The organism is Streptomyces sp. SAS_272, assembly GCF_052543235.1.
In genome coordinates, this window is the sequence record NZ_JBMNDR010000023.1 from 65,427 (window position 1) to 82,941 (window position 17,515).

At 72.3% G+C, this 17,515-nt stretch carries 16 protein-coding genes; 2 read left to right on the forward strand and 14 right to left on the reverse strand.

The genetic code is table 11. From position 1 onward, the window contains the following. Positions 1-16: 16 nt before the first annotated feature. Positions 17-730 (forward strand): DUF5995 family protein, encoded by a 714-nt coding sequence (locus ACN6LD_RS16025; protein ID WP_445043510.1) that lies wholly within the window; start codon positions 17-19, stop codon positions 728-730. 33 nt (positions 731-763) lie between these two features. Here ACN6LD_RS16025 and ACN6LD_RS16030 read toward each other — a convergent pair whose 3' ends face one another. The 8 genes from ACN6LD_RS16030 to ACN6LD_RS16065 form a co-directional block, all read right to left on the reverse strand. Next, entirely contained in the window at positions 764-2,461 is a 1,698-nt protein-coding gene (locus ACN6LD_RS16030) for a flavin monoamine oxidase family protein (RefSeq protein ID WP_319189367.1), read from the reverse strand. Positions 2,462-2,523: 62 nt separating this feature from the next. Continuing rightward, the gene (locus ACN6LD_RS16035) at positions 2,524-3,312 is read right to left on the reverse strand and encodes a carbon-nitrogen hydrolase family protein (RefSeq protein WP_319189369.1); all 789 of its coding nucleotides are present in this window, start codon (positions 3,310-3,312) and stop codon (positions 2,524-2,526) included. Positions 3,313-3,503: 191 nt separating this feature from the next. Continuing rightward, positions 3,504-4,772, reverse strand: coding sequence for an MFS transporter (locus ACN6LD_RS16040; RefSeq protein ID WP_445043511.1), 1,269 nt, complete (start codon positions 4,770-4,772; stop codon positions 3,504-3,506). A gap of 106 nt (positions 4,773-4,878) precedes the next feature. Further along, a complete protein-coding gene (locus tag ACN6LD_RS16045; RefSeq protein WP_319189371.1) occupies positions 4,879-6,357 on the reverse strand; it encodes an HAD-IA family hydrolase in 1,479 nt (492 codons plus the stop codon). A 22-nt stretch (positions 6,358-6,379) separates the two neighbouring features. Continuing rightward, positions 6,380-7,459: an ABC transporter ATP-binding protein gene (locus ACN6LD_RS16050; RefSeq protein WP_319189373.1), complete on the reverse strand. Its 1,080-nt coding sequence runs from the start codon at positions 7,457-7,459 to the stop codon at positions 6,380-6,382. Between the two features lie 3 nt (positions 7,460-7,462). Then, a complete protein-coding gene (locus ACN6LD_RS16055; RefSeq protein WP_319189375.1) occupies positions 7,463-8,275 on the reverse strand; it encodes an ABC transporter permease in 813 nt (270 codons plus the stop codon). Then, on the reverse strand, positions 8,263-9,159 hold the full coding sequence (locus ACN6LD_RS16060) for an ABC transporter permease (RefSeq protein WP_319189376.1): 897 nt from the start codon (positions 9,157-9,159) through the stop codon (positions 8,263-8,265). Before ACN6LD_RS16060 ends, ACN6LD_RS16055 begins: the two co-directional genes overlap by 13 nt. Beyond that, positions 9,156-10,313 (reverse strand): ABC transporter substrate-binding protein, encoded by a 1,158-nt coding sequence (locus ACN6LD_RS16065; RefSeq protein WP_319189378.1) that lies wholly within the window; start codon positions 10,311-10,313, stop codon positions 9,156-9,158. The genes ACN6LD_RS16060 and ACN6LD_RS16065 overlap by 4 nt, the downstream gene beginning before the upstream one ends. A gap of 211 nt (positions 10,314-10,524) precedes the next feature. Here ACN6LD_RS16065 and ACN6LD_RS16070 point away from each other — a divergent pair, with 211 nt between their 5' ends. Beyond that, a complete protein-coding gene (locus tag ACN6LD_RS16070; protein ID WP_319189380.1) occupies positions 10,525-11,265 on the forward strand; it encodes a GntR family transcriptional regulator in 741 nt (246 codons plus the stop codon). A 31-nt stretch (positions 11,266-11,296) separates the two neighbouring features. On the opposite strand, the gene ACN6LD_RS16075 is transcribed toward ACN6LD_RS16070, so the two are convergent. From ACN6LD_RS16075 to rpe, 6 genes are all read right to left on the reverse strand, one after another. Beyond that, positions 11,297-11,749 (reverse strand): Lrp/AsnC family transcriptional regulator, encoded by a 453-nt coding sequence (locus ACN6LD_RS16075; protein WP_020128883.1) that lies wholly within the window; start codon positions 11,747-11,749, stop codon positions 11,297-11,299. A gap of 10 nt (positions 11,750-11,759) precedes the next feature. Beyond that, positions 11,760-13,235, reverse strand: a complete 1,476-nt coding sequence (locus ACN6LD_RS16080; protein WP_319189382.1) for an amino acid permease — start codon at positions 13,233-13,235, stop codon at positions 11,760-11,762. A gap of 332 nt (positions 13,236-13,567) precedes the next feature. After that, entirely contained in the window at positions 13,568-15,007 is a 1,440-nt protein-coding gene (locus ACN6LD_RS16085; protein WP_319189418.1) for a GuaB1 family IMP dehydrogenase-related protein, read from the reverse strand. A 131-nt stretch (positions 15,008-15,138) separates the two neighbouring features. Beyond that, entirely contained in the window at positions 15,139-15,444 is a 306-nt protein-coding gene (locus ACN6LD_RS16090; protein ID WP_319189384.1) for a barstar family protein, read from the reverse strand. A gap of 100 nt (positions 15,445-15,544) precedes the next feature. Further along, positions 15,545-16,588, reverse strand: a complete 1,044-nt coding sequence (locus ACN6LD_RS16095; RefSeq protein WP_079041594.1) for a sugar-binding transcriptional regulator — start codon at positions 16,586-16,588, stop codon at positions 15,545-15,547. A 90-nt stretch (positions 16,589-16,678) separates the two neighbouring features. Then, positions 16,679-17,365: a ribulose-phosphate 3-epimerase gene (gene rpe, locus ACN6LD_RS16100; RefSeq protein WP_319189386.1), complete on the reverse strand. Its 687-nt coding sequence runs from the start codon at positions 17,363-17,365 to the stop codon at positions 16,679-16,681. Positions 17,366-17,515: the final 150 nt, after the last annotated feature.

Genomic DNA, 17,515 nt, shown 5'->3' on the forward strand with positions numbered 1-17,515 from the left:
CTGCCACCCTGCCCCCATGCCGCAATCGGAACAGTTCACCGCTCCCGTCGACGCGGGAGTGCGCCCGGCCGACCCGCGCCTGGACGGCGTGCTCGCCCGGATGCGCGCCCTCGACGCGGCCCTGCCTCCGCGCGACGGGGTCGCGGTCTTCAACCGTGTCTACCTCGCCGTGACCGAGGAGGTCGGCCGGCGCATCGACCGGGGCCGCTTCCCCGACCCGCACGCCGCGATCACGCTGGACGTACGGTTCGCCGAGCGTTACCTGGACGCGGTGGATCCGGTGCCCGGCGACCGGCGTCCGCCCGCCTGCTGGCGCCCGCTGCTGCAGTTCCGCCGTCACCCCGGCGTACGTCCGCTGCAGTTCGCGCTCGCGGGCATCAACGCGCACATCGGGCACGACCTCGCGCTCGCCGTCGTGGACGCCTGTCGTAGCCTCGGCTGCGAACCGTCCGAGCTGGAGGACGAGTTCGACCGCGTGGGCGATCTCCTCGTCTCGCTGGAGGAGCGACTCCGCGAAGAGCTGATGCCGGGTCCCGATCTTCTGCAGATCGCCGATCCGCTCACCCATCTGCTCGGGGCCTGGAGCCTGGAGCGCGCCCGGGACGCCACCTGGACGGCGGCCCGGCCGCTGTGGGCGCTGCGCCGGCTCCCCGACGTGGCCGTGGAGTTCACCGAGCGCCTCGACACGGCCGTCGGCTTCGCGGGACGGATGATGCTCACCCCGCTGTGACGCGCGCCGGGGCGCGGCGCGCCGATGGGCGACTCAGTCCTCCGGGAGCTCCACGGGCGCGATCTCGTCGTACACGTCGCCCGGGCCCGGGTTGGTGGCGTCGGTCGCCCCGCCGAAGTGGCGCATGACGCCCCAGACGGCGTTGAGCGCGGTCTGCACGGCGCCCTCGGCCCAGCCGGCCGTCCAGGAGATGTCGTCTCCGGCGAGGAAGACGCCCCGCTTGTCCTCGGGCAGCCGGTCCTGCATGAAGTGGGTGAACAGGCGCCGCTGGTAGCGGTAGTGGCCGGGGAGGTTGGCCTTGAACGCGCCCATGAAGTAGGGCTCGTTCTCCCAGGACACCGTCACGGGGTTGCCGATGACGTGCTTCCTGATGTCGACGTTCGGGTAGATCTCGCCGAGCGACTTCAGCATGACCTCCATCCGCTCGTTCGCGGACAGCGGCAGCCACTTCAGGCTGTCGTCGCACCAGGTGTACGAGAGGCAGATGACCGCGGGCCGGTCGGGGCCGTCGTCGAGCAGGTACGTCCCGCGTGTCATGCGGTCGGTGAGCGTCATCGACATGACGTCCCGGCCGGTGGTCTCGTCCTTGTCGAGCCAGAACGGCCGGTCGACGGGCACGAACAGCTTGCTGGACTCCATGTAATGGGTGCGCTCGATCGCGGTCCAGTGGTCGATCGGGAAGAGCGAGTCGTCGCAGGCGATCTTCGACAGCAGCATCCAGGACTGGGCGGTGAAGACCGCCGCCCGGTAGGTGCGGATGTCGCCGTTCGCGTCGGTCACGGTGATCCGGTCACCCGCGGTGCGGTGCAGCCGGGTCACGGCGGGTCGCGGCTCGCCGCCCTCGTGCAGGGAGCTGAGCGAGGTGCCGTACGGCCAGTGGACGATCTTCTCCGGTTCGCGCTCCCACAGGCGCAGCGGCAGCTGCTGGGAGCCGCCGACGATGCCGCGGTGGTGGTCGTCGGCCTCGGTGTAGACGACGCGCAGGATCTCCAGGATGGAGTTGGGGAAGTCGGTGTCCCAGCCGCCGGTGCCGAAGCCGACCTGGCCGAAGATCTCCCGGTGCCGGAAGGACCTGAAGGCCTCGGAGTCGCAGAGGAAGCCGTAGAAGGTCTGGTTGTCGAACTTCTCGACGAGCTCGGCCCAGATCTCGCGGATGCGCGGCACGTCCCGCTCGCGCATGGCCCGGTTCATGTCGGAGAAGTCGGCGCCCTCTTCGAGGCAGGTGTTCCAGGCGGCGGCGACGTCGCGGTAGACCTGCGGCAGGTCGTCGATCGTCTCGGCGTAGTGGGACTCGCCCTTGAGGTCGACGACCGTCGAAGGGGTGGCCTCCGCGAGGGGGTTGGGGAACGGCCGGGTCTCCAGCCCCACCAGGTCGATGTAGTGCTGGAGCGCCGTCGAGGACGGCGGGAAGCGCATCGCGCCCATCTCGGCGGTGAGCGAGGGGTCGCAGCCCTCGAAGCCGACGGTGCGCAGCCGTCCGCCGATCCGGTCGGCCTCGTAGACGACCGGCTTGAGCCCCATCTTCATCAGCTCGTACGCGGCCACGATGCCGGACAGCCCACCGCCGATGACCGCGACCTCGGCGCCGTGCTCGGTCGCCGGGATCTGGCCGAGGCCCGCCGGATGGGCGAGGAAGTCGTCGTAGGCGTACGGGAAGTCCGGGCCGAACATGGTGATCGGCGGCTGCTGCTCGTCTGCGTGCTCGACGGCGTTGGGCACGGTGGACGTCATGGGGTGCGGACTCCTTGCGGCAATGATGAGCTGGGGGTGTGCGGCGTTCGGCGTTGCGGCGATCAGACCAGGGACCCGTAGAGAGCGGGGCGGCGGTCCCGCAGGTAGGGGTTCGCCTCACGGGAGGCGGCCAGGGCGACCGGGTCGGCGTCGGCGAAGACCAGTTCCTCGGCGCGGCCCGCGCGCGCCCGGGCGACGCCGTCGGGACCCGCCAGGGTGGAGAGTCCGACGAACTCGAACTCCCCTTCCCGGCCGACCCGGTTGACGTAGGCGACGTACATCTGGTTCTCGAAGGCGCGCACCGGGATCATCGACTCGGCGACGAACTGGAAGGGATGCATCTGCGCGGTCGGCACCACGAGCAGATCGGTGCCGGCGAGCGCGTGCGCCCGCACGTTCTCCGGGAACTCGACGTCGTAGCAGATCAGGAGACCGACGGTGAAGCCGTTCAGCTCGGCCTGGACGACGGGCCGCCCGCCCTCGGTGAACTGCTCGCGCTCGAAGCAGCCGAAGAGGTGGGTCTTGCGGTAGTTCGCGAGGCGGCCGCCGTCGGCGCAGACCAGCTGGACCGCGTTGTACACGGCCTCGCCGGAGCGCTCCGGATAGCCGTAGGCGATCGCGATCCCGTGCCGCGCGGCGGTCTCGGCGACGGCGTCCGCGGAATCGCCGTCGGCGGGCTCGGCGAGGCGGGCGACGTCGTCGCCGATGGCGTACCCGGTGAGGAACATCTCCGGCGTGACGAGCAGCCCGGCGCCCGTGGCGGCGGCCCGGTCCGCGGCCTCGTCGAGGACCTTGAGGTTCTCGACGACGGAGCCGGGGCGGCCGGAGCTCTGGAGCAGGGCGGTGCGCATGCGTGATCCTCACCGGGCGAAAGGGTGGTTGTGGGGGCCACCTAGACGGTACGGGCGGCCGCGCGGGCCGGACAAGGAGGAGCCGTTGCGCGACGGTGAGCGGTTCGTTGCGTGCGTGACGGGTGGGACGGCGATTCGTTGCGCGCCGCCCCTCGCGCTCTCCTCTCACCCGGCCCCCGCAGGTCAAGCGCTCACTCCCCGCTCCCCCGGCCGCGCGTCACCCCGCCTGCCCGCGTGTCCCGGCGGCCCCGGCGGCCCCGCGGTTGTGCACTCGCCCTCTTCCGCCGCCGGCCCACCGCCAGGGCTGTGACCAGGTACGGCAGCGCGCACAGGGCGAACACGACGCCGTGCGGGAACCGCGCGCCCAGGACGCCGTACACGCCGTACACCGCGACGGTCACCAGCTCGGTGCCCAGGCCGGCGATCGAGGTGAGGGTGGCCCGAGCGCCGCCCTCGATGCGCTGCTGGAGCCGGACGTCGGCCACGACGGTCACCGCCTGGAAGCCGCCGAAGGCGAGGCCGACGAGGGCGATGCCGGCCTGCGCCCCGGTCAGCGCACCGGCCGCGAGGGCGAGCGCGGCGCCCGCGAGGAGCACGCCCAGGCCGGTGCGGCCGAGGCGCTCGACCGCACCGGCCAGCAGGCTGCCCGCCGTCACCCCGGCCCAGATCATCATGAGCAGGTACGGGACCGCCGCGTCCGCCGCCCCGGTCTCCCTGACCAGCAGCGGGGTGTACTCGTCGAGCGCGCCCCACACCGCTGTGACGGCGGGGACGAGCAGCAGCGCGCCGAGAAGGGGACGGTCCCTGCGCAGTCCGGCCAGTCGGGAGAGTCCGGTGCGCAGCGTCCGGGCCCGGTCCTCGTCGCCCTCGCCCTCGCCCTGGCCGGCGTCCGCGCCACGGACCTCGTCCGCGCCGCCGCCGGGCGACCCAGCGCCGCCGTCGCTCCCGGCGGACGCCGGGGTGCGGTGCTCCGGGAAGCAGGCCGCCGTCACGGCGCAGAGCAGGCACGCCAGCACGCTGGCCGCGCCGACGGCGGGGTATCCGCCGGCCGTGAAGACCGGCCCGGCCAGCCCAGTGGCCGCCATCACAGCTCCCTGGCCGAGGGCGTGCGCGCGCCCCATGCCTCCGGCGTACCGGTCGGCGGCGCCGGCCCGGTCCAGCTCCTCGTAGACCAGTGCCTCCAGCGCGCCGGAGCCCAGCGCGCCACGGGCGCCCCACAGGACGAAGCCGGCCGCGAAGGCCCAGTACGACGGGAACAGCACCCACAGCGCGAAGCCGGCCGCGCCCAGCAGGGGGCCGGTCCACAGCAGCAGCCGTCGGGAGACGGCGTCCGCCCAGGCGCCCGAGGGCACCTCGAGCAGGACGCCGGTCAGCGACCACAGCACGAAGAGGGAGGAGATCTCCCCGACGGACAGCCCGGCGTCCGCGAACAGCAGCGCGTACACCGGGTACAGGAGCACGAACTCGTCGAGGAACGCGTACGCGTAGAGCGTGGCGGTCAGTCGACGGACGTCGGAGCCGGTTGTGGATCAATGTCGCCAGGTCATGTCATCGATGGTAGGCGGTTCACGTCCCCTCGCCCACCGGTTTGTCCGAGACCGCCGAGGGGGTGATCGCGAACGTGGTGATCACCGCGGCGTGGTCGGAGGGCCAGTCGTTGTCCCCGACGTCCGGACACGGCCGGTTGCCGCCGGTCACCAGGGTCCGCGAGTCGAGCACCCGCAGGCCCCGGTGGAGCACGAAGTCGATCCGGTCCTGCGGTTCGGGTCGGCCGCTGCCGTCCTCGTGCTCGGCGTGCACCGGGGACCAGGTGTGACCGGGCTCCCGCACGGGGTCGGGGTGCGCCTCGCGGTAGGAGTCGGCGAAGCCCGCCTCCTCGGCGGCCCTCGTCACCGGCCACCCGGCGTCCGGCCGGTCCAGGTGCGAGGGGCAGTTGAAGTCGCCGACGAGGACGACGGGCAGGTCGGGGCCCTCTGCGATCCGGCGCAGGGCGTCCCCCAGCTGCGCGAGCCGGCCCTCCTCGTGGGCCGTCAGGGCGTCCGCGTGGAGCCCGTCGAAGGCGGCCTCGTAGGGCCCGTAGGGCGCGCAGTCCAGGTGGACCGTCCACACGTCCACCTCGCCGCCCGGGACGCGGATCCGGGCGCCCGCCGCTCCGTAGAAGCCCACGTCCGGGTCGCCGAGGCCGGCCGTGATCGGGTGGCGGCTGATGATCCCCAGGTTCTCCCCGGCCCGGTGGTGATGCCAGCCGAGGGCTTCGGCGAGCTCCTCGGCGGCGCTGCCGTACGTCTCCTGGAGCCCGACCACGTCCACACCGGCCTCGGTGAGGATCTTGAGCTGCTTGGCCCGGTGGTCGCGGACCTTGGTTCCCCCGTGCCAGAGGTTCCACGTCATGACGCGCAGCCGGTACGGCAGCAGGGCGCGCAGCCGTTCAGGCGTGACGCCGTCCAGGCCGGCCACGACGGTCCGGCCGGGGGCCGGCGCGATCGGCGCGAGCGAGGGCACCGCCAGCACCGCGCAGCCGGCCGCCTCGGCGGAGGCCACCCCGGTCTCGGTGTCCTCGACGGCCACGCAGGCGGCGGGGTCGACGCCGAGGGCGCGGCAGGCCTCGAGGTAGGGGTCGGGGGCGGGTTTGGTGTGCTCGGTGTCGTCGGCGGTGACGGTGACGGCGAACCGGCCCGCGCCGAGCGCGTCGAGCACGAGGTCGGCGACCGCCCGGGGCGACGCGGTCACCAGCGCCGTCGGCACGCGCTCCCGGGCCAGGGCGTCGAGCAGGGCGAGCGCGCCGGGGCGCGGCACGATGCCGGCGCGGACGCGGTCCGCGAACTCGCGGTGCAGCGCCTCGGCGAGGCCCGCCGCCGGCCGTCCGGCGCCGGCGGCCAGCCAGTGGGCGGTGTGCTCGACGGGGCGGCCGAGCACCTCCGGCCGGTCCGCCTCGGTCAGCCGCCGTCCGGCGACCCGTTCCACCGCCTCCCACCACAGCCGCTCGGTGTCGACGAGCGTGCCGTCCATGTCGAACAGGGCGGCCTGGAGCGGGAGTCGGGGCACGGTCTCCTCTTTCGGCACGGGATCAGGAAGCACGTTCGGCCACGAGCACCGGGCGGTCCGGCAGCGACACGGTCACCGCTGTCCCCGCCGCGAGCCCGGCGGCCTCGTGGGCGGGCAGGTCGGCCTTCACCTCGACGCCGTCGGCGAGCCGGACGGTGAGCCGGACGGCGGCGCCCAGGAAGGAGGTGGCGACCACCCGCGCGCTCCCGGCGTCCTCGCCCGTGACCCGCACCGCCTCCGGCCGCACCAGGACGTCCACCTCGGTCACGGCCGGCACCCGCCCGTCGACGGGCAGCCGACGCCCGAGCACCTCGACGGTGTCGCCGTCCAGGTGTCCCGGTATCCGGCTCGTCGTGCCCACGAACTCGGCGACGAAGGCCGTGGCGGGCCTGCCGTACAACTCGGCCGGGGCGGCGCACTGTTCGAGCCGTCCGGCGTGCATCACGGCGACCCGGTCCGCCATGGACAGGGCCTCCTCCTGGTCGTGGGTGACGAACAGGGTGGTGATGCCGAGCTCCTGCTGGAGCCGCCGGATCTCCTCGCGGAGGGTCAGCCGCACCTTGGCGTCGAGCGCGGAGAGCGGCTCGTCGAGGAGCAGGACCCGCGGCCGCAGGGCGAGCGCCCGGGCCAGAGCGATGCGCTGCTGCTGACCGCCGGAGAGCTGGTGCGGGAACCGCCCGCCCTTGTCGGCGAGTCCCACCAGCTCCAGCAACTCCGCCGCCCGTGCCCGTCGTTCGGAGCCGCGCACCTTGCGCATCCGCAGCCCGAAGGCGACGTTGTCGAGCGCGTCGAGGTGCGGGAAGAGGCTGTAGGACTGGAAGACCATCCCGGCGTCCCGGCGGTGGGCCGGAACCCGGGTGACGTCCTCGCCGTCGACGAGCACCGCGCCGGAGTCGGGGTGCTCGAATCCGGCGAGCACCCGCAGCGCGGTGGTCTTGCCGCAGCCGGAGGGGCCGAGCAGGGCGAGGAGTTCACCCGGCCGGACGGTGAGGTCCAGGCCGTCGAGGGCGACGGTCGGGCCGAACTCCCTTCGCAGCCCCCGGAACTCGACGGTCGCCGCCTGCTTCGCGGCCTTCGTCTCTGTCGTATCGAGCACGGTCATGGTTCAACCCCGGGAAGTAGAACGGGTGCGCCCGCCGAAACCGGCGAGGACGAGGAGGAGTGCCCAGGTCACGAACAGGCTGAGCACGGACACGGCGACGGACAGCTGGGCCTGCGAACCGCTGACGTTCACGATCCAGACGGCGAAGGGCTGGAAGCCGAGCAGCTGCGCCACGGTGAACTCGCCGAGCACCAGGGCCAGCGTGAGGAAGGAGGCGTTGAGCAGCGCGCCGCGCAGGTTGGGCAGCACGGCCCGCACGAGCGCCTGCGGCCAGCCGGCGCCACAGCTGCGGGCGGCCTCGACGAGGGTGCGCACATCGACGGAGCGCAGCCCCGCGTCCAGGGCGCGGTACACGAACGGCAACGCCATCACGACGTACGCCAGCACGAGGACGAGGGGGAAGCCGGGGTCCTGGATCGCCACGAACGTCTGGAAGAGGGGGGTGCGCGAAAGGTGTTCGGGCCCCCACTTCAGCACCGTCCCGATGCCCGCGACGAACGCGATGGGCGGCACCACCAGCGGCAGCGAGCACACCACCTCGACGACCGGCCGCAACCGGGGCGAGCCGAGCCGCAGCGCCACCGTGGCGGGCACCGTCAGGAGCAGGACGAGGGCGATGGTGGCGGCGGCCAGCTCCAGGGAGAGCAGCAGGCTGGACCCGAATCCGGCGGTGGAGAAGATCTGTGTGTAGGCGTCGAAGGTGACGCCCTGTCCGGGCACGTCGACGGTGAAGACGACCGACGCGGCCAGCGGCACCAGGAAGTACAGTCCGGCGAGGCCGAGGACACCCCACCGCCACAGGTTCAGGCGAGCCATCGCGCGCTCCGTCGTTGCAGGGGCAGGTACACGGCCATGACCAGTCCGGCGACCAGGACCATGTCGAGGCTGAGGGCGAGCGCCACGTTCTCCTGCCCGACGAGGACGTTGCCGGAGATGGCGTCCGCGATCTGGAGGGTGACCAGCGGGATGGAACTGCCCACCATGGCCGCGGCGGTGGCGTACGCGGCGAAGGCGCTGCCGAAGAGCAGCACGAGGCCGCCGAGGAGCGAGGGCAGCAGAACGGGCAGGGCGACGTGCCGCCAGTACTGCGCGGACGTCGCGCCGTTGTTCCGGGCCGCCTCACGCCACTGGGGGCGCAGCCCCTCCAGGGCGGGGGTGATGGTGAGCACCATCAGCGGGATCAGGAAGTACAGGTAGACGATCACCAGTCCCCAGAAGCTGTACAGGTCCCAGCCCCGGTCGGTGAGACCGAACTGCCGGGTCAGCACACCGGCGTTGCCGAGGGTGGCGACGAAGGCGAACGCCAGCGGGACGCCGCCGAAGTTGGCCAGCACCCCGGACGCGGTGAGCACGGCCTCGCGCAGCGCGCGGAAGCGGGAGGTCACGACGGCCTGGGCGAGCGGCAGCCCGAACAGGGCCCCCAGCGCGGCCGACACGGCCGACAGTTTCACGCTGCCGAGCAGGGCCGTCAGGTACGCGCCCCGCAAGGAGGCCGTCAGGTTGTCGACCGTGTAGGACGTGGCGCCCGTGGCCGGGTCCTTGGCGGTGAACGCGCCGTCGAGCATGGCCACGGCGGGCAGCCCGAAGGCGAGCGCGGTGAAGGCGAGCAGCGGGACGGCGGCGAGCCAGCCGAGGGCACGGCGCCGCCGCTTCACCGGAGCGGCGGCCGCCGTGTCGACCCGTACGGCGGTGGTGGTCATCCGGAGACGGCCTTGGCCCAGCCCTGCCCGAGGACCGTCTTGGCCTTGCTCTGCTGGGCCTCGGTCGGGAAGGAGGGCGCCCCGGAGACCTCGGGCAGCTTGGCTGCCGCCGTCCTGTCGAGGGTGCCGGCCTTCTCCATGGCGGTCATCAGGGCCGGACGGGCGTACCCCTTGAGCCACAGGTTCTGGCCCTCGGCGCTGTAGAGGTACTCCTGCCACAGACGGGCCGTCGCCGGGTGCGGGGCGTCCTTGTTGATCGCCTGGGAGTAGTACTGGGAGAACTGGCCGTCGCTCGGAACGGACACCTTCCAGTCGACGCCCTTGGACTTGAACTCGTCGGCGTATCCGGCGTTGAGGTAGTCCCAGTCGATGCTGATGGGCGTCTCGCCCTTCTCGACGGTCGCCGGGGTCGACTCGACGGGCGTGTAGTTGCCGTTCTTCTTCAGCTTGGCGAAGAAGTCGAGGCCGGGCTGGATGTCGTCGAAGGAGCCGCCGCTCGCGAGGGCCGCCGCGTAGACGCCGCCGAACGCGGAGCCGGACTTGGTGGGGTTGCCGTTGAGGGCGACCTGACCCTTGTACTGCGGCTTGAGGAGGTCCGCGAAGGTGGTGGGGCAGGCCTTGACGCGCTTGGCGTCGCAGCCGATGGAGATGTAGCCGCCGTAGTCGTTGTACCAGCGGGCCTGCGCGTCCTTCTGGCCCTCGGGGATGTCGGCGAAGGAGGCCACCTTGTAGGGGGCGAGCAGCCCCTGCTGGGCGGCGCTCAGCGCGAAGGAGCTGCCGAGGTCGAGGACGTCCGGCGCACGGTCCTGGCCCTTGCGCGAGGTGACGGCGTTGATCTCGTCCTGGCTCGCGCCGTCCGGGTTCTCGACCGCGACCTTGATGCCGTACTTCTTCTGGAAGCCGTCTATGAGGGCGCCGTAGTTGGCCCAGTCACGGGGCAGCGCGATGGCGTTGAGCGTGCCCTCCTTCTTCGCCGCCTTCACCAGCGCCTCGAGTCCGCCGAAGTCGGCGGCGGAGGCGGCGGTGGCGGCGTTCTTGCCGTCGGCGGTGGTGGAGGTGGTCTCGGGGGCGGCGCCACAGGCGCTCAGGGCGAGCGCGGCGAGGGCGGCGAGGACACCGCCGCGGACGGCGGTTCTCGGCAGGGGCACGGTCACGGCTTCTCCAGGGGACGCGCGAGAATGCAGGAGATGAGGCGAACTTGTCTGAACAAGTTCGCCTCAGTACGCACGCCGCTGGTGTCCCCTCCGTAAACACTGGCGAAACCCTGAGCCCCGATTTCACGCACAGTTGCGACTGCCGCCGAGCAGCCCGACGGGTCGACTAGGCTGGTCAGGCTGTGTACAGCTGTCGACGCCGAGGGGAAGCATGGCCGCGCTGCACGAGGAGATCGCCGACGAGCTGCGCCGGGCGATCGACCGCGGAGAGTACGCGGTCGGGGCGCGGCTGCCCGCCGAAACCGACCTCGCGGCGCACTACGGCGTCTCCCGCGGCACGGTCCGCCAGGCCGTGGCGGCGCTGACCGCCGAGGGGCTGATCGGCTCGCGCCAGGGCGCCCGCCGTGTGGTCCTGGCCAGCCGCCGCAGCCAGAGCTTCGCCGAGCTGCGCAGCTTCGCCCAGTGGGCGCGCGCCATGGGCCGCGAGGCGAGTGGCCGGGTGGTCGCGCAGGAGTACCGCCCGGCCACCGCGGAGGACGCCGTGCATCTCCATCTGCGCGCCGGCACGCCCGTGTTGCGCGTCCTGCGGCTGCGCGGCCTGGACGGCGAGCCGGTTCTTCTGGAGCGGACCGTGTACGCGGACTGGATCTCCCCGGCCGTCGAGTCGATCGAAGCGGACTGCCCCTCGGTGACCCAGCGCCTTCTCGACGACACCGGCCTGGTCTTCGCCTACGGCGAGCACCTCATCGACGCGGTGGCGGCGGGCGCCCAGGACGCCGGCCTCCTCGGCATCCGCCGCACGAGCCCCCTGCTGCGGGTCCGCCGGGTCACGACGACCCGCGAAGGCCGACCGGTGGAATGGTCGGACGACCGCTACCGTCCGGACGCCGTCAGCTTCAGCGTGCACAACTCGATAGGGAACAACGCCCTGGCCCGCAAGACGGCCGAGTAGGCCGCCGCGGGCCCGCTCGCCCCGGACCGGCTCAGGTCGGCGAGCCCGCGGAGAACCGGCGCAGCAGCGGGGAGAGCACCAGCACGGACTTCGTCCGCTCCACGAACGGCTCGCCCGCGATGCGCTCGAGGACACGCTCGAAGTGGCGCATGTCGGCGGCGAAGACCTGCGCCACCGCGTCCGCCTCACCGGTGACGGTGGAGGCGGCGACGACCTCCTGATAGCGCTCCAGCCCGCGCTGGATGGTCTCCGGGGAGGTGTTGCGCCGGCAGTAGATCTCGACGAACCCCTCGGTCTCCCAGCCGAGGGCGGCAGGGTCGACCCGCACGGTGAAGCCGGTGATGGCGCCGGTGGCCCGCAGCCGGTCCACACGCCGTTTCACGGCGGGCGCGGACAGGCCGACCAGCTGCCCGATGTCCGCGAAGGAGCGGCGGGCGTCCTCGGCGAGGGCGTGCACGATGCGTTCGTCGAGATCGTTCAGCACAGTGGGTCGTTCACTTCTCAGATGGCGCGGGGGTCGCGAGTCGGGAGCGGCGGTGGCCGTAAAGGAAGTAGAACACGAGCCCCACCGCCATCCAGACACCGAACACCGCCCACGTGACGGCCGACAGGCTGCCCATCATCCAGACGCAGAAGCCGAAGCCCATGGCCGGCAGGACGGGGGACAGCGGAACCCGGAAGGTCCGCGGCATCTCGGGACGGGTCCGGCGCAGCATCACGACCGCGATGTTGACGAGGCCGAACGCGAACAGCGTGCCGATGCTGGTCGCGTCCGCGAGCTGCCCCAGCGGGACGGCCGCGGCCAGGACGCCGCAGAACAGCGACACGACGATCGTGTTGGCGCGGGGCGTGCCCGTCCTCGGGTGGACCCTCGAGAACACCTTCGGCACCAGGCCGTCCCGGGACATCGCGAACAGGATGCGGGTCTGTCCGTACAGCACCGTCAGCACGACGCTGGCGATGGCGATGACGGCGCAGAAGGCGAGGAGCGTCCCCCAGAAGGACTGCCCGGTCACCTCTCGCATGATCTGCGTGAGCGCCGCCTCGGAGTCGCCGAACCGCTGCCAGGGCTTGGCGCCTACGGCCACGGCGGCGACGAGGACGTACAGCGCGGTGACGATGACCAGCGAGAGCATGATGGCCCGCGGCAGGTCGCGCTGCGCGTTCTTCGCCTCCTCGCCGGCGGTGGAGGCGGCGTCGAAGCCGATGTAGGAGAAGAACAGGGTGGCTCCCGCGGCGCTGACGCCCGCCATGCCGAGCGGCATGAAGTGCGCGTAGTTGCCCGAGCGGAAACCCTGGACGCCGATGGCGCAGAACAGCACCAGCGCGGCGATCTTCACGGCCACCATGACGGTGTTGGCGCGCGCCGACTCCTTGGCGCCGCCCAGCAGGAACGCCATGGCCAGCAGGACGACGACCAGGGCGGGCAGGTTGAAGACTCCCCCGTCGCCGGGCGGCGCGGACAGCACGTCCGGGATGGTGACGCCGATCGTCCCGTCGAGCAGTTCGTTGAGGTACTCGCCCCAGCCGACGGCGACGGCGGCGACCGAGACGCCGTACTCGAGCACCAGACACCAGCCGCAGATCCAGGCGATCAGCTCGCCCATCGTTGCGTACGCATACGAGTACGAGGACCCGGCGACCGGGATCGTGCCGGCCAGCTCGGCATAGGACAGCGCGGAGAAGAGCGCGGTGAGACCGGCGATCACGAACGAGAGGGTGACGGCCGGACCGGCCTTGGGAACGGCTTCGCCGAGGACGACGAAGATGCCGGTGCCGAGCGTGGCACCAATGCTGATCATGGTGAGCTGCCACAGTCCGAGAGTGCGCCGGAGGGCCCCTCCCTCGCCCTGGCCGCCCTCGGCCACCAGGCGTTCCACGGGTTTGCGCCGCATCAGCCGCGCGACGGCCCCCGGGCGCGCCGAGGCGGTGTGACTGCTCTGTTGCGCGGGTGCGCCTTGGTCGAGCACGCGCTGACTCCTTCGTCGCTGCCTCTCGGCGCGACGGGGACCGGCGGCGCACCCGCGCGAGCGGGAACCCACCGAGCGGGGTCCCCGCCACGCCACGTACAGCGCACGACTGTACGAGCACGGTCGTAGCGCTCGTAATGCTGCAACCTTGCGCACACACGCAAGATCGTTGCGTCTGTCGCGCAACGGCGCCTGTTCATTGCGGACCGGCTGAACACACCCCGGGAGGGGTCCGGAGCCGGGTGGGCGTGCGGCGCCGCCGCGCGGGCGCGACCGGCGGCGACGGACCGGCGCCCGCAACCCGGTCCGGTCCGGTCCTCCGGTCGGCGGAGCTACCAGCTGGCGTGCAGCGGCTTCCCCTCGGCGTAACCGGCCGCGCTCTGGATCCCCACGACGGCCTTCTGCGCGAACTCCTCGAGGGAGCCGGCGCCGGCGTAGGTGCAGGAGGAGCGGACGCCCGCGATGATCGAGTCGACCAGGTCCTCGACGCCCGGGCGGGCCGGGTCGAGGAACATCCGGGAGGTGGAGATGCCCTCCTCGAACAGCGCCTTGCGGGCCCGGTCGTAGGCGGACTCCTCCGAGGTGCGGTTGCGGACCGCCCGCGCGGACGCCATGCCGAAGGACTCCTTGTAGGGACGGCCGTTCGCGTCGTGCTGAAGGTCGCCCGGGGACTCGAAGGTGCCCGCGAACCAGGACCCGACCATGACGTTGGACGCACCCGCGGCCAGCGCCATGGCGACGTCGCGCGGGTGACGGACGCCGCCGTCGGCCCACACGTGCTTGCCGTACTTGCGCGCCTCGGTCGCGCACTCCAGGACGGCCGAGAACTGCGGCCGGCCCACACCCGTCATCATGCGGGTGGTGCACATGGCGCCGGGGCCGACGCCGACCTTGATGATGTCGGCGCCCGCCTCGATCAGGTCCTTGACGCCCTCGGCCGAGACGATGTTGCCGGCCACGATCGGCACCTGCGGGTCGAGCGCGCGCACGGTGCGGACGGCGCTGATCATCGACTCCTGGTGACCGTGCGCGGTGTCGATGACGAGCGTGTCCACGCCCGCGTCGAGCAGCTGCTTGGCCTTGCCCGCGACGTCGCCGTTGATGCCGACGGCCGCGGCGATGCGCAGCTTGCCGTGGGCGTCGACGGCCGGCGTGTACAGGGTGGCGCGCAGGGCGCCCTTGCGGGTCAGGATGCCGGCGAGCTTGCCCTCCCGGTCGACGGCGGGGGCGTAGCGCCGGTTGGCCGCGTCGAGGGTGTTGAACGCCTCGCGCGGGTCGATGCCGGCGTCCAGGAGCAGCAGGTCGCGCGACATGACGACCTCGAGCTGGGTGAAGCGGTCGACGCCGGTGAGGTCCGCGTCGGTGACGACGCCCACGGGGCGGAGGTCCTCGTCGACGACGACGCCCGCGTTGTGGGCGCGCTTGGGCAGCAGGGCGAGGGCGTCGGCCACCGTCTGGTGCGGGGCGAGCACGATGGGGGTGTCCAGCACAAGGTGCCGGCTCTTGACCCAGCCGACGACGTCGGCGACGACGTCGATGGGGATGTCCTGCGGGATCACGACGAGCCCGCCGCGCCGGGCCATGGTCTCGGCCATCCGGCGGCCCGCCACGGCGGTCATGTTGGCGACGACCAGCGGGATCGTGGTGCCCGTGCCGTCCGGAGCGTTGAGGTCCACGCTCTGCCGTGACCCGACCGCGCTGCGGCTCGGCACCATGAAGACGTCGTCGTAGGTGAGGTCGTGGGCGGGCTGGATGTCGTTGAGGAAACGCACGTGCTGCACATCCCGGTCGATCAGAGGTGACCCCCGGACAGGTCAGCCAGGGGGAGAAGCACGTACTTCATTCTCCCACGGAGGCGGCGATGCGATGCCCGGACGGAACGTCCAAGCAGCTCACCGGGGTGTTAGGAGGATCCTCCGAGGGCGAGCACGACCGACAGCGCGGGGGCCCGGTCCGCCGCCGAGGCGAACACCTCCTGCGCGATCTCCCACTCCTCCGGACGCGTCCTGGAGTACCGCCGCCAGTTCCGCACGACCACCAGCACGGGTCCCGACTCGGGGCCGTCCGGCAGGCCGGTGAGACTGTCGGCGAGTGCGTCCCAGTTGCGCGCGAACCGGTCGGACAGCTCCAGGTGCCGGGCGCAGCGGTCCATCAGGTCCGCTTTGTCCGTGACGCCGTCGAGGTCCAGCGTGAGCACGTGCTCCGTCATACAGGCACCGTCCTGAGCCAGTCGTGGTGGTGGGGGGAACAGGGGGCGGGGAAACGACAGAGGGGGGCGGCCCCCGTGACCGCCCCCCTCTGATCGTTCGTCAGCTCCCGTCCGGATCCGCCCGGTTGAGCGCCGACTTGGGCGTCGGCCCGGCCGTCATCAGATAGTCGGCCGCGGAGGTGTCCGTCACCAGGCTGGTGACGAGCCCGGACCGCAGCACGGCGTCGATCGCGGCCGCCTTGCGCTGGCCGCCCGCGATCGCGACGACCTCGGGAATCCTGCGCAACTGGTCCGTCTTGACCGTGATGCACCGCTCCCCGAGGTCGCGTCCGACCCTGCGGCCGTCGGCGTCGAAGAGGTGCGCCGACATCTCCGCGGCGACGCCGAGCGAGGCGTAGTGCGCCCGCTCCTCGTCGCTCAGCATGTCGTGCACCGTCGAGATGCCAGGCTCCCAGGAGCCGATGGAGACACAGGCGACCGTGACCTTGTCGAAGTACTCGAAGGCCCGGGCGATCCCGGTCTGGTGGCGCAGCGCGGTCGCGGTGGCCACGTCCGGCAGCAGCATCGGCGCGTAGATGGGGTGCGCGTCGCCGCCGGACACCTGGGCGGCGCGGCGGACGGCCTCGACCGAGCCGCGCTCGGCGGTGCCGGCGTCGTACACACCCGTCAGCTGCACGACCGTGCAGGGCGGCAGCCGGTCCAGCGCCGCCGCCATGTGGATGGTGGACCGGCCCCAGGCCAGCCCCAGCACGTCCCCCTCGTCGACCAGTTCGCCGAGCAGGTCGGCGGCCACCTCTCCCAGGTTCTCGGGATCCGTGGCCTCCTCGGCCTCGGCCGGGGACTCGACCACGACGGCATGCCTGAGGCCGTAGCGGGCGCGGAGCGCGTCGGAGCGCTCGGCGTCCAGTTCGGCCGGCACGCGGATCTCGATCCGTACGAGATCCCGTTCGAGGGCGGTCTCCAGCACCCGGGCCACCTTGAAGCGGCTGACGCCGAACTCCTCCGCGATCTGGATCTTGGACTTTCCCTCTAGGTAGAAGCGGCGGGCCATGGCCGCCGCCTGCACCAGCTCAGCGGGTCCCATCCGCATGGCTGACCGGCCCGCCGACATACCCGACACGGCGATCTCCTCACTGCTGTTCACACTCTGGATACGCCGTTCATCCTCGCAGATCCGGCGCAGTTGATCAGCTCTAGTGAGAGCCGTTCACGTTCCTGTCGGTAACTGGTCGGTTCAGTGGCGGCACGCCCATGACGCTGCCTGGGTCGCCTTCGCCGCCTGAGCCCGCAGGCCACGGACCGCCTCGGCCGGGTCCTCGGCCCCGTAGACGGCGGATCCGGCCACGAAGACGTCGGCGCCCGCCTCGGCGCACCGCTCGATCGTCGAGGCCGACACCCCGCCGTCGATCTGCAGCCAGAGGTCGAGTCCGTGCTTGCTGATCAACTCGCGGGTGCGGCGGATCTTGGGCAGCATGATGTCGAGAAAGGCCTGGCCCCCGAAGCCCGGTTCGACGGTCATGATCAGCAGCATGTCGAGTTCGGGCAGCAGGTCCTCGTACGGCTCGATGGGCGTGGCGGGCCTGAGCGCCATGGAGGCGCGGGCGCCCTTGGCGCGGATCTCGCGTGCGAGCCGCACCGGTGCGGCGGCCGCCTCGACGTGGAAGGTGACGGACGAGGCGCCCGCCTCGACGTACTGCGGGGCCCATCGATCGGGGGCCTCGATCATCAGATGGCAGTCCAGCGGAGTGTCCGTCGCACGGGCCAGTGACTCTACGACCGGCACACCGAGCGTGAGGTTCGGGACGAAATGGTTGTCCATCACGTCGACGTGGAGCCAGTCGGCTCCTTCGACCGCCTTCGCCTCGTCCGCAAGGCGGGCGAAGTCGGCGGACAGGATGCTGGGGCTGATCTGCGGGGCCATGACCCAAGCCTGCCATGCCCCCCAGGGGTTGCGGGCACCGGTTCCGCAGGGGGAACGTGGTGCGTCGCCCACGGGCCCGCCCCGGCCGGTCACGCGGGCCGGCACGCCCCGCGCAGGGCGCGGTCCCACGCGGCGGCCTCGGACCGGTTC

What these genes read in the sequence shown, in the direction of transcription:
- ACN6LD_RS16025 (WP_445043510.1), top strand. Translation starts at nt 17, where the DNA reads ATGCCGCAATCGGAACAGTTCACCGCTCCCGTCGACGCGGGAGTGCGC.
- ACN6LD_RS16030 (WP_319189367.1), bottom strand. Translation starts at nt 2,461, where the DNA reads ATGACGTCCACCGTGCCCAACGCCGTCGAGCACGCAGACGAGCAGCAG.
- ACN6LD_RS16035 (WP_319189369.1), bottom strand. Translation starts at nt 3,312, where the DNA reads ATGCGCACCGCCCTGCTCCAGAGCTCCGGCCGCCCCGGCTCCGTCGTC.
- ACN6LD_RS16050 (WP_319189373.1), bottom strand. Translation starts at nt 7,459, where the DNA reads ATGACCGTGCTCGATACGACAGAGACGAAGGCCGCGAAGCAGGCGGCG.
- ACN6LD_RS16055 (WP_319189375.1), bottom strand. Translation starts at nt 8,275, where the DNA reads ATGGCTCGCCTGAACCTGTGGCGGTGGGGTGTCCTCGGCCTCGCCGGA.
- ACN6LD_RS16060 (WP_319189376.1), bottom strand. Translation starts at nt 9,159, where the DNA reads ATGACCACCACCGCCGTACGGGTCGACACGGCGGCCGCCGCTCCGGTG.
- ACN6LD_RS16070 (WP_319189380.1), top strand. Translation starts at nt 10,525, where the DNA reads ATGGCCGCGCTGCACGAGGAGATCGCCGACGAGCTGCGCCGGGCGATC.
- ACN6LD_RS16090 (WP_319189384.1), bottom strand. Translation starts at nt 15,444, where the DNA reads ATGACGGAGCACGTGCTCACGCTGGACCTCGACGGCGTCACGGACAAA.
- rpe (WP_319189386.1), bottom strand. Translation starts at nt 17,365, where the DNA reads ATGGCCCCGCAGATCAGCCCCAGCATCCTGTCCGCCGACTTCGCCCGC.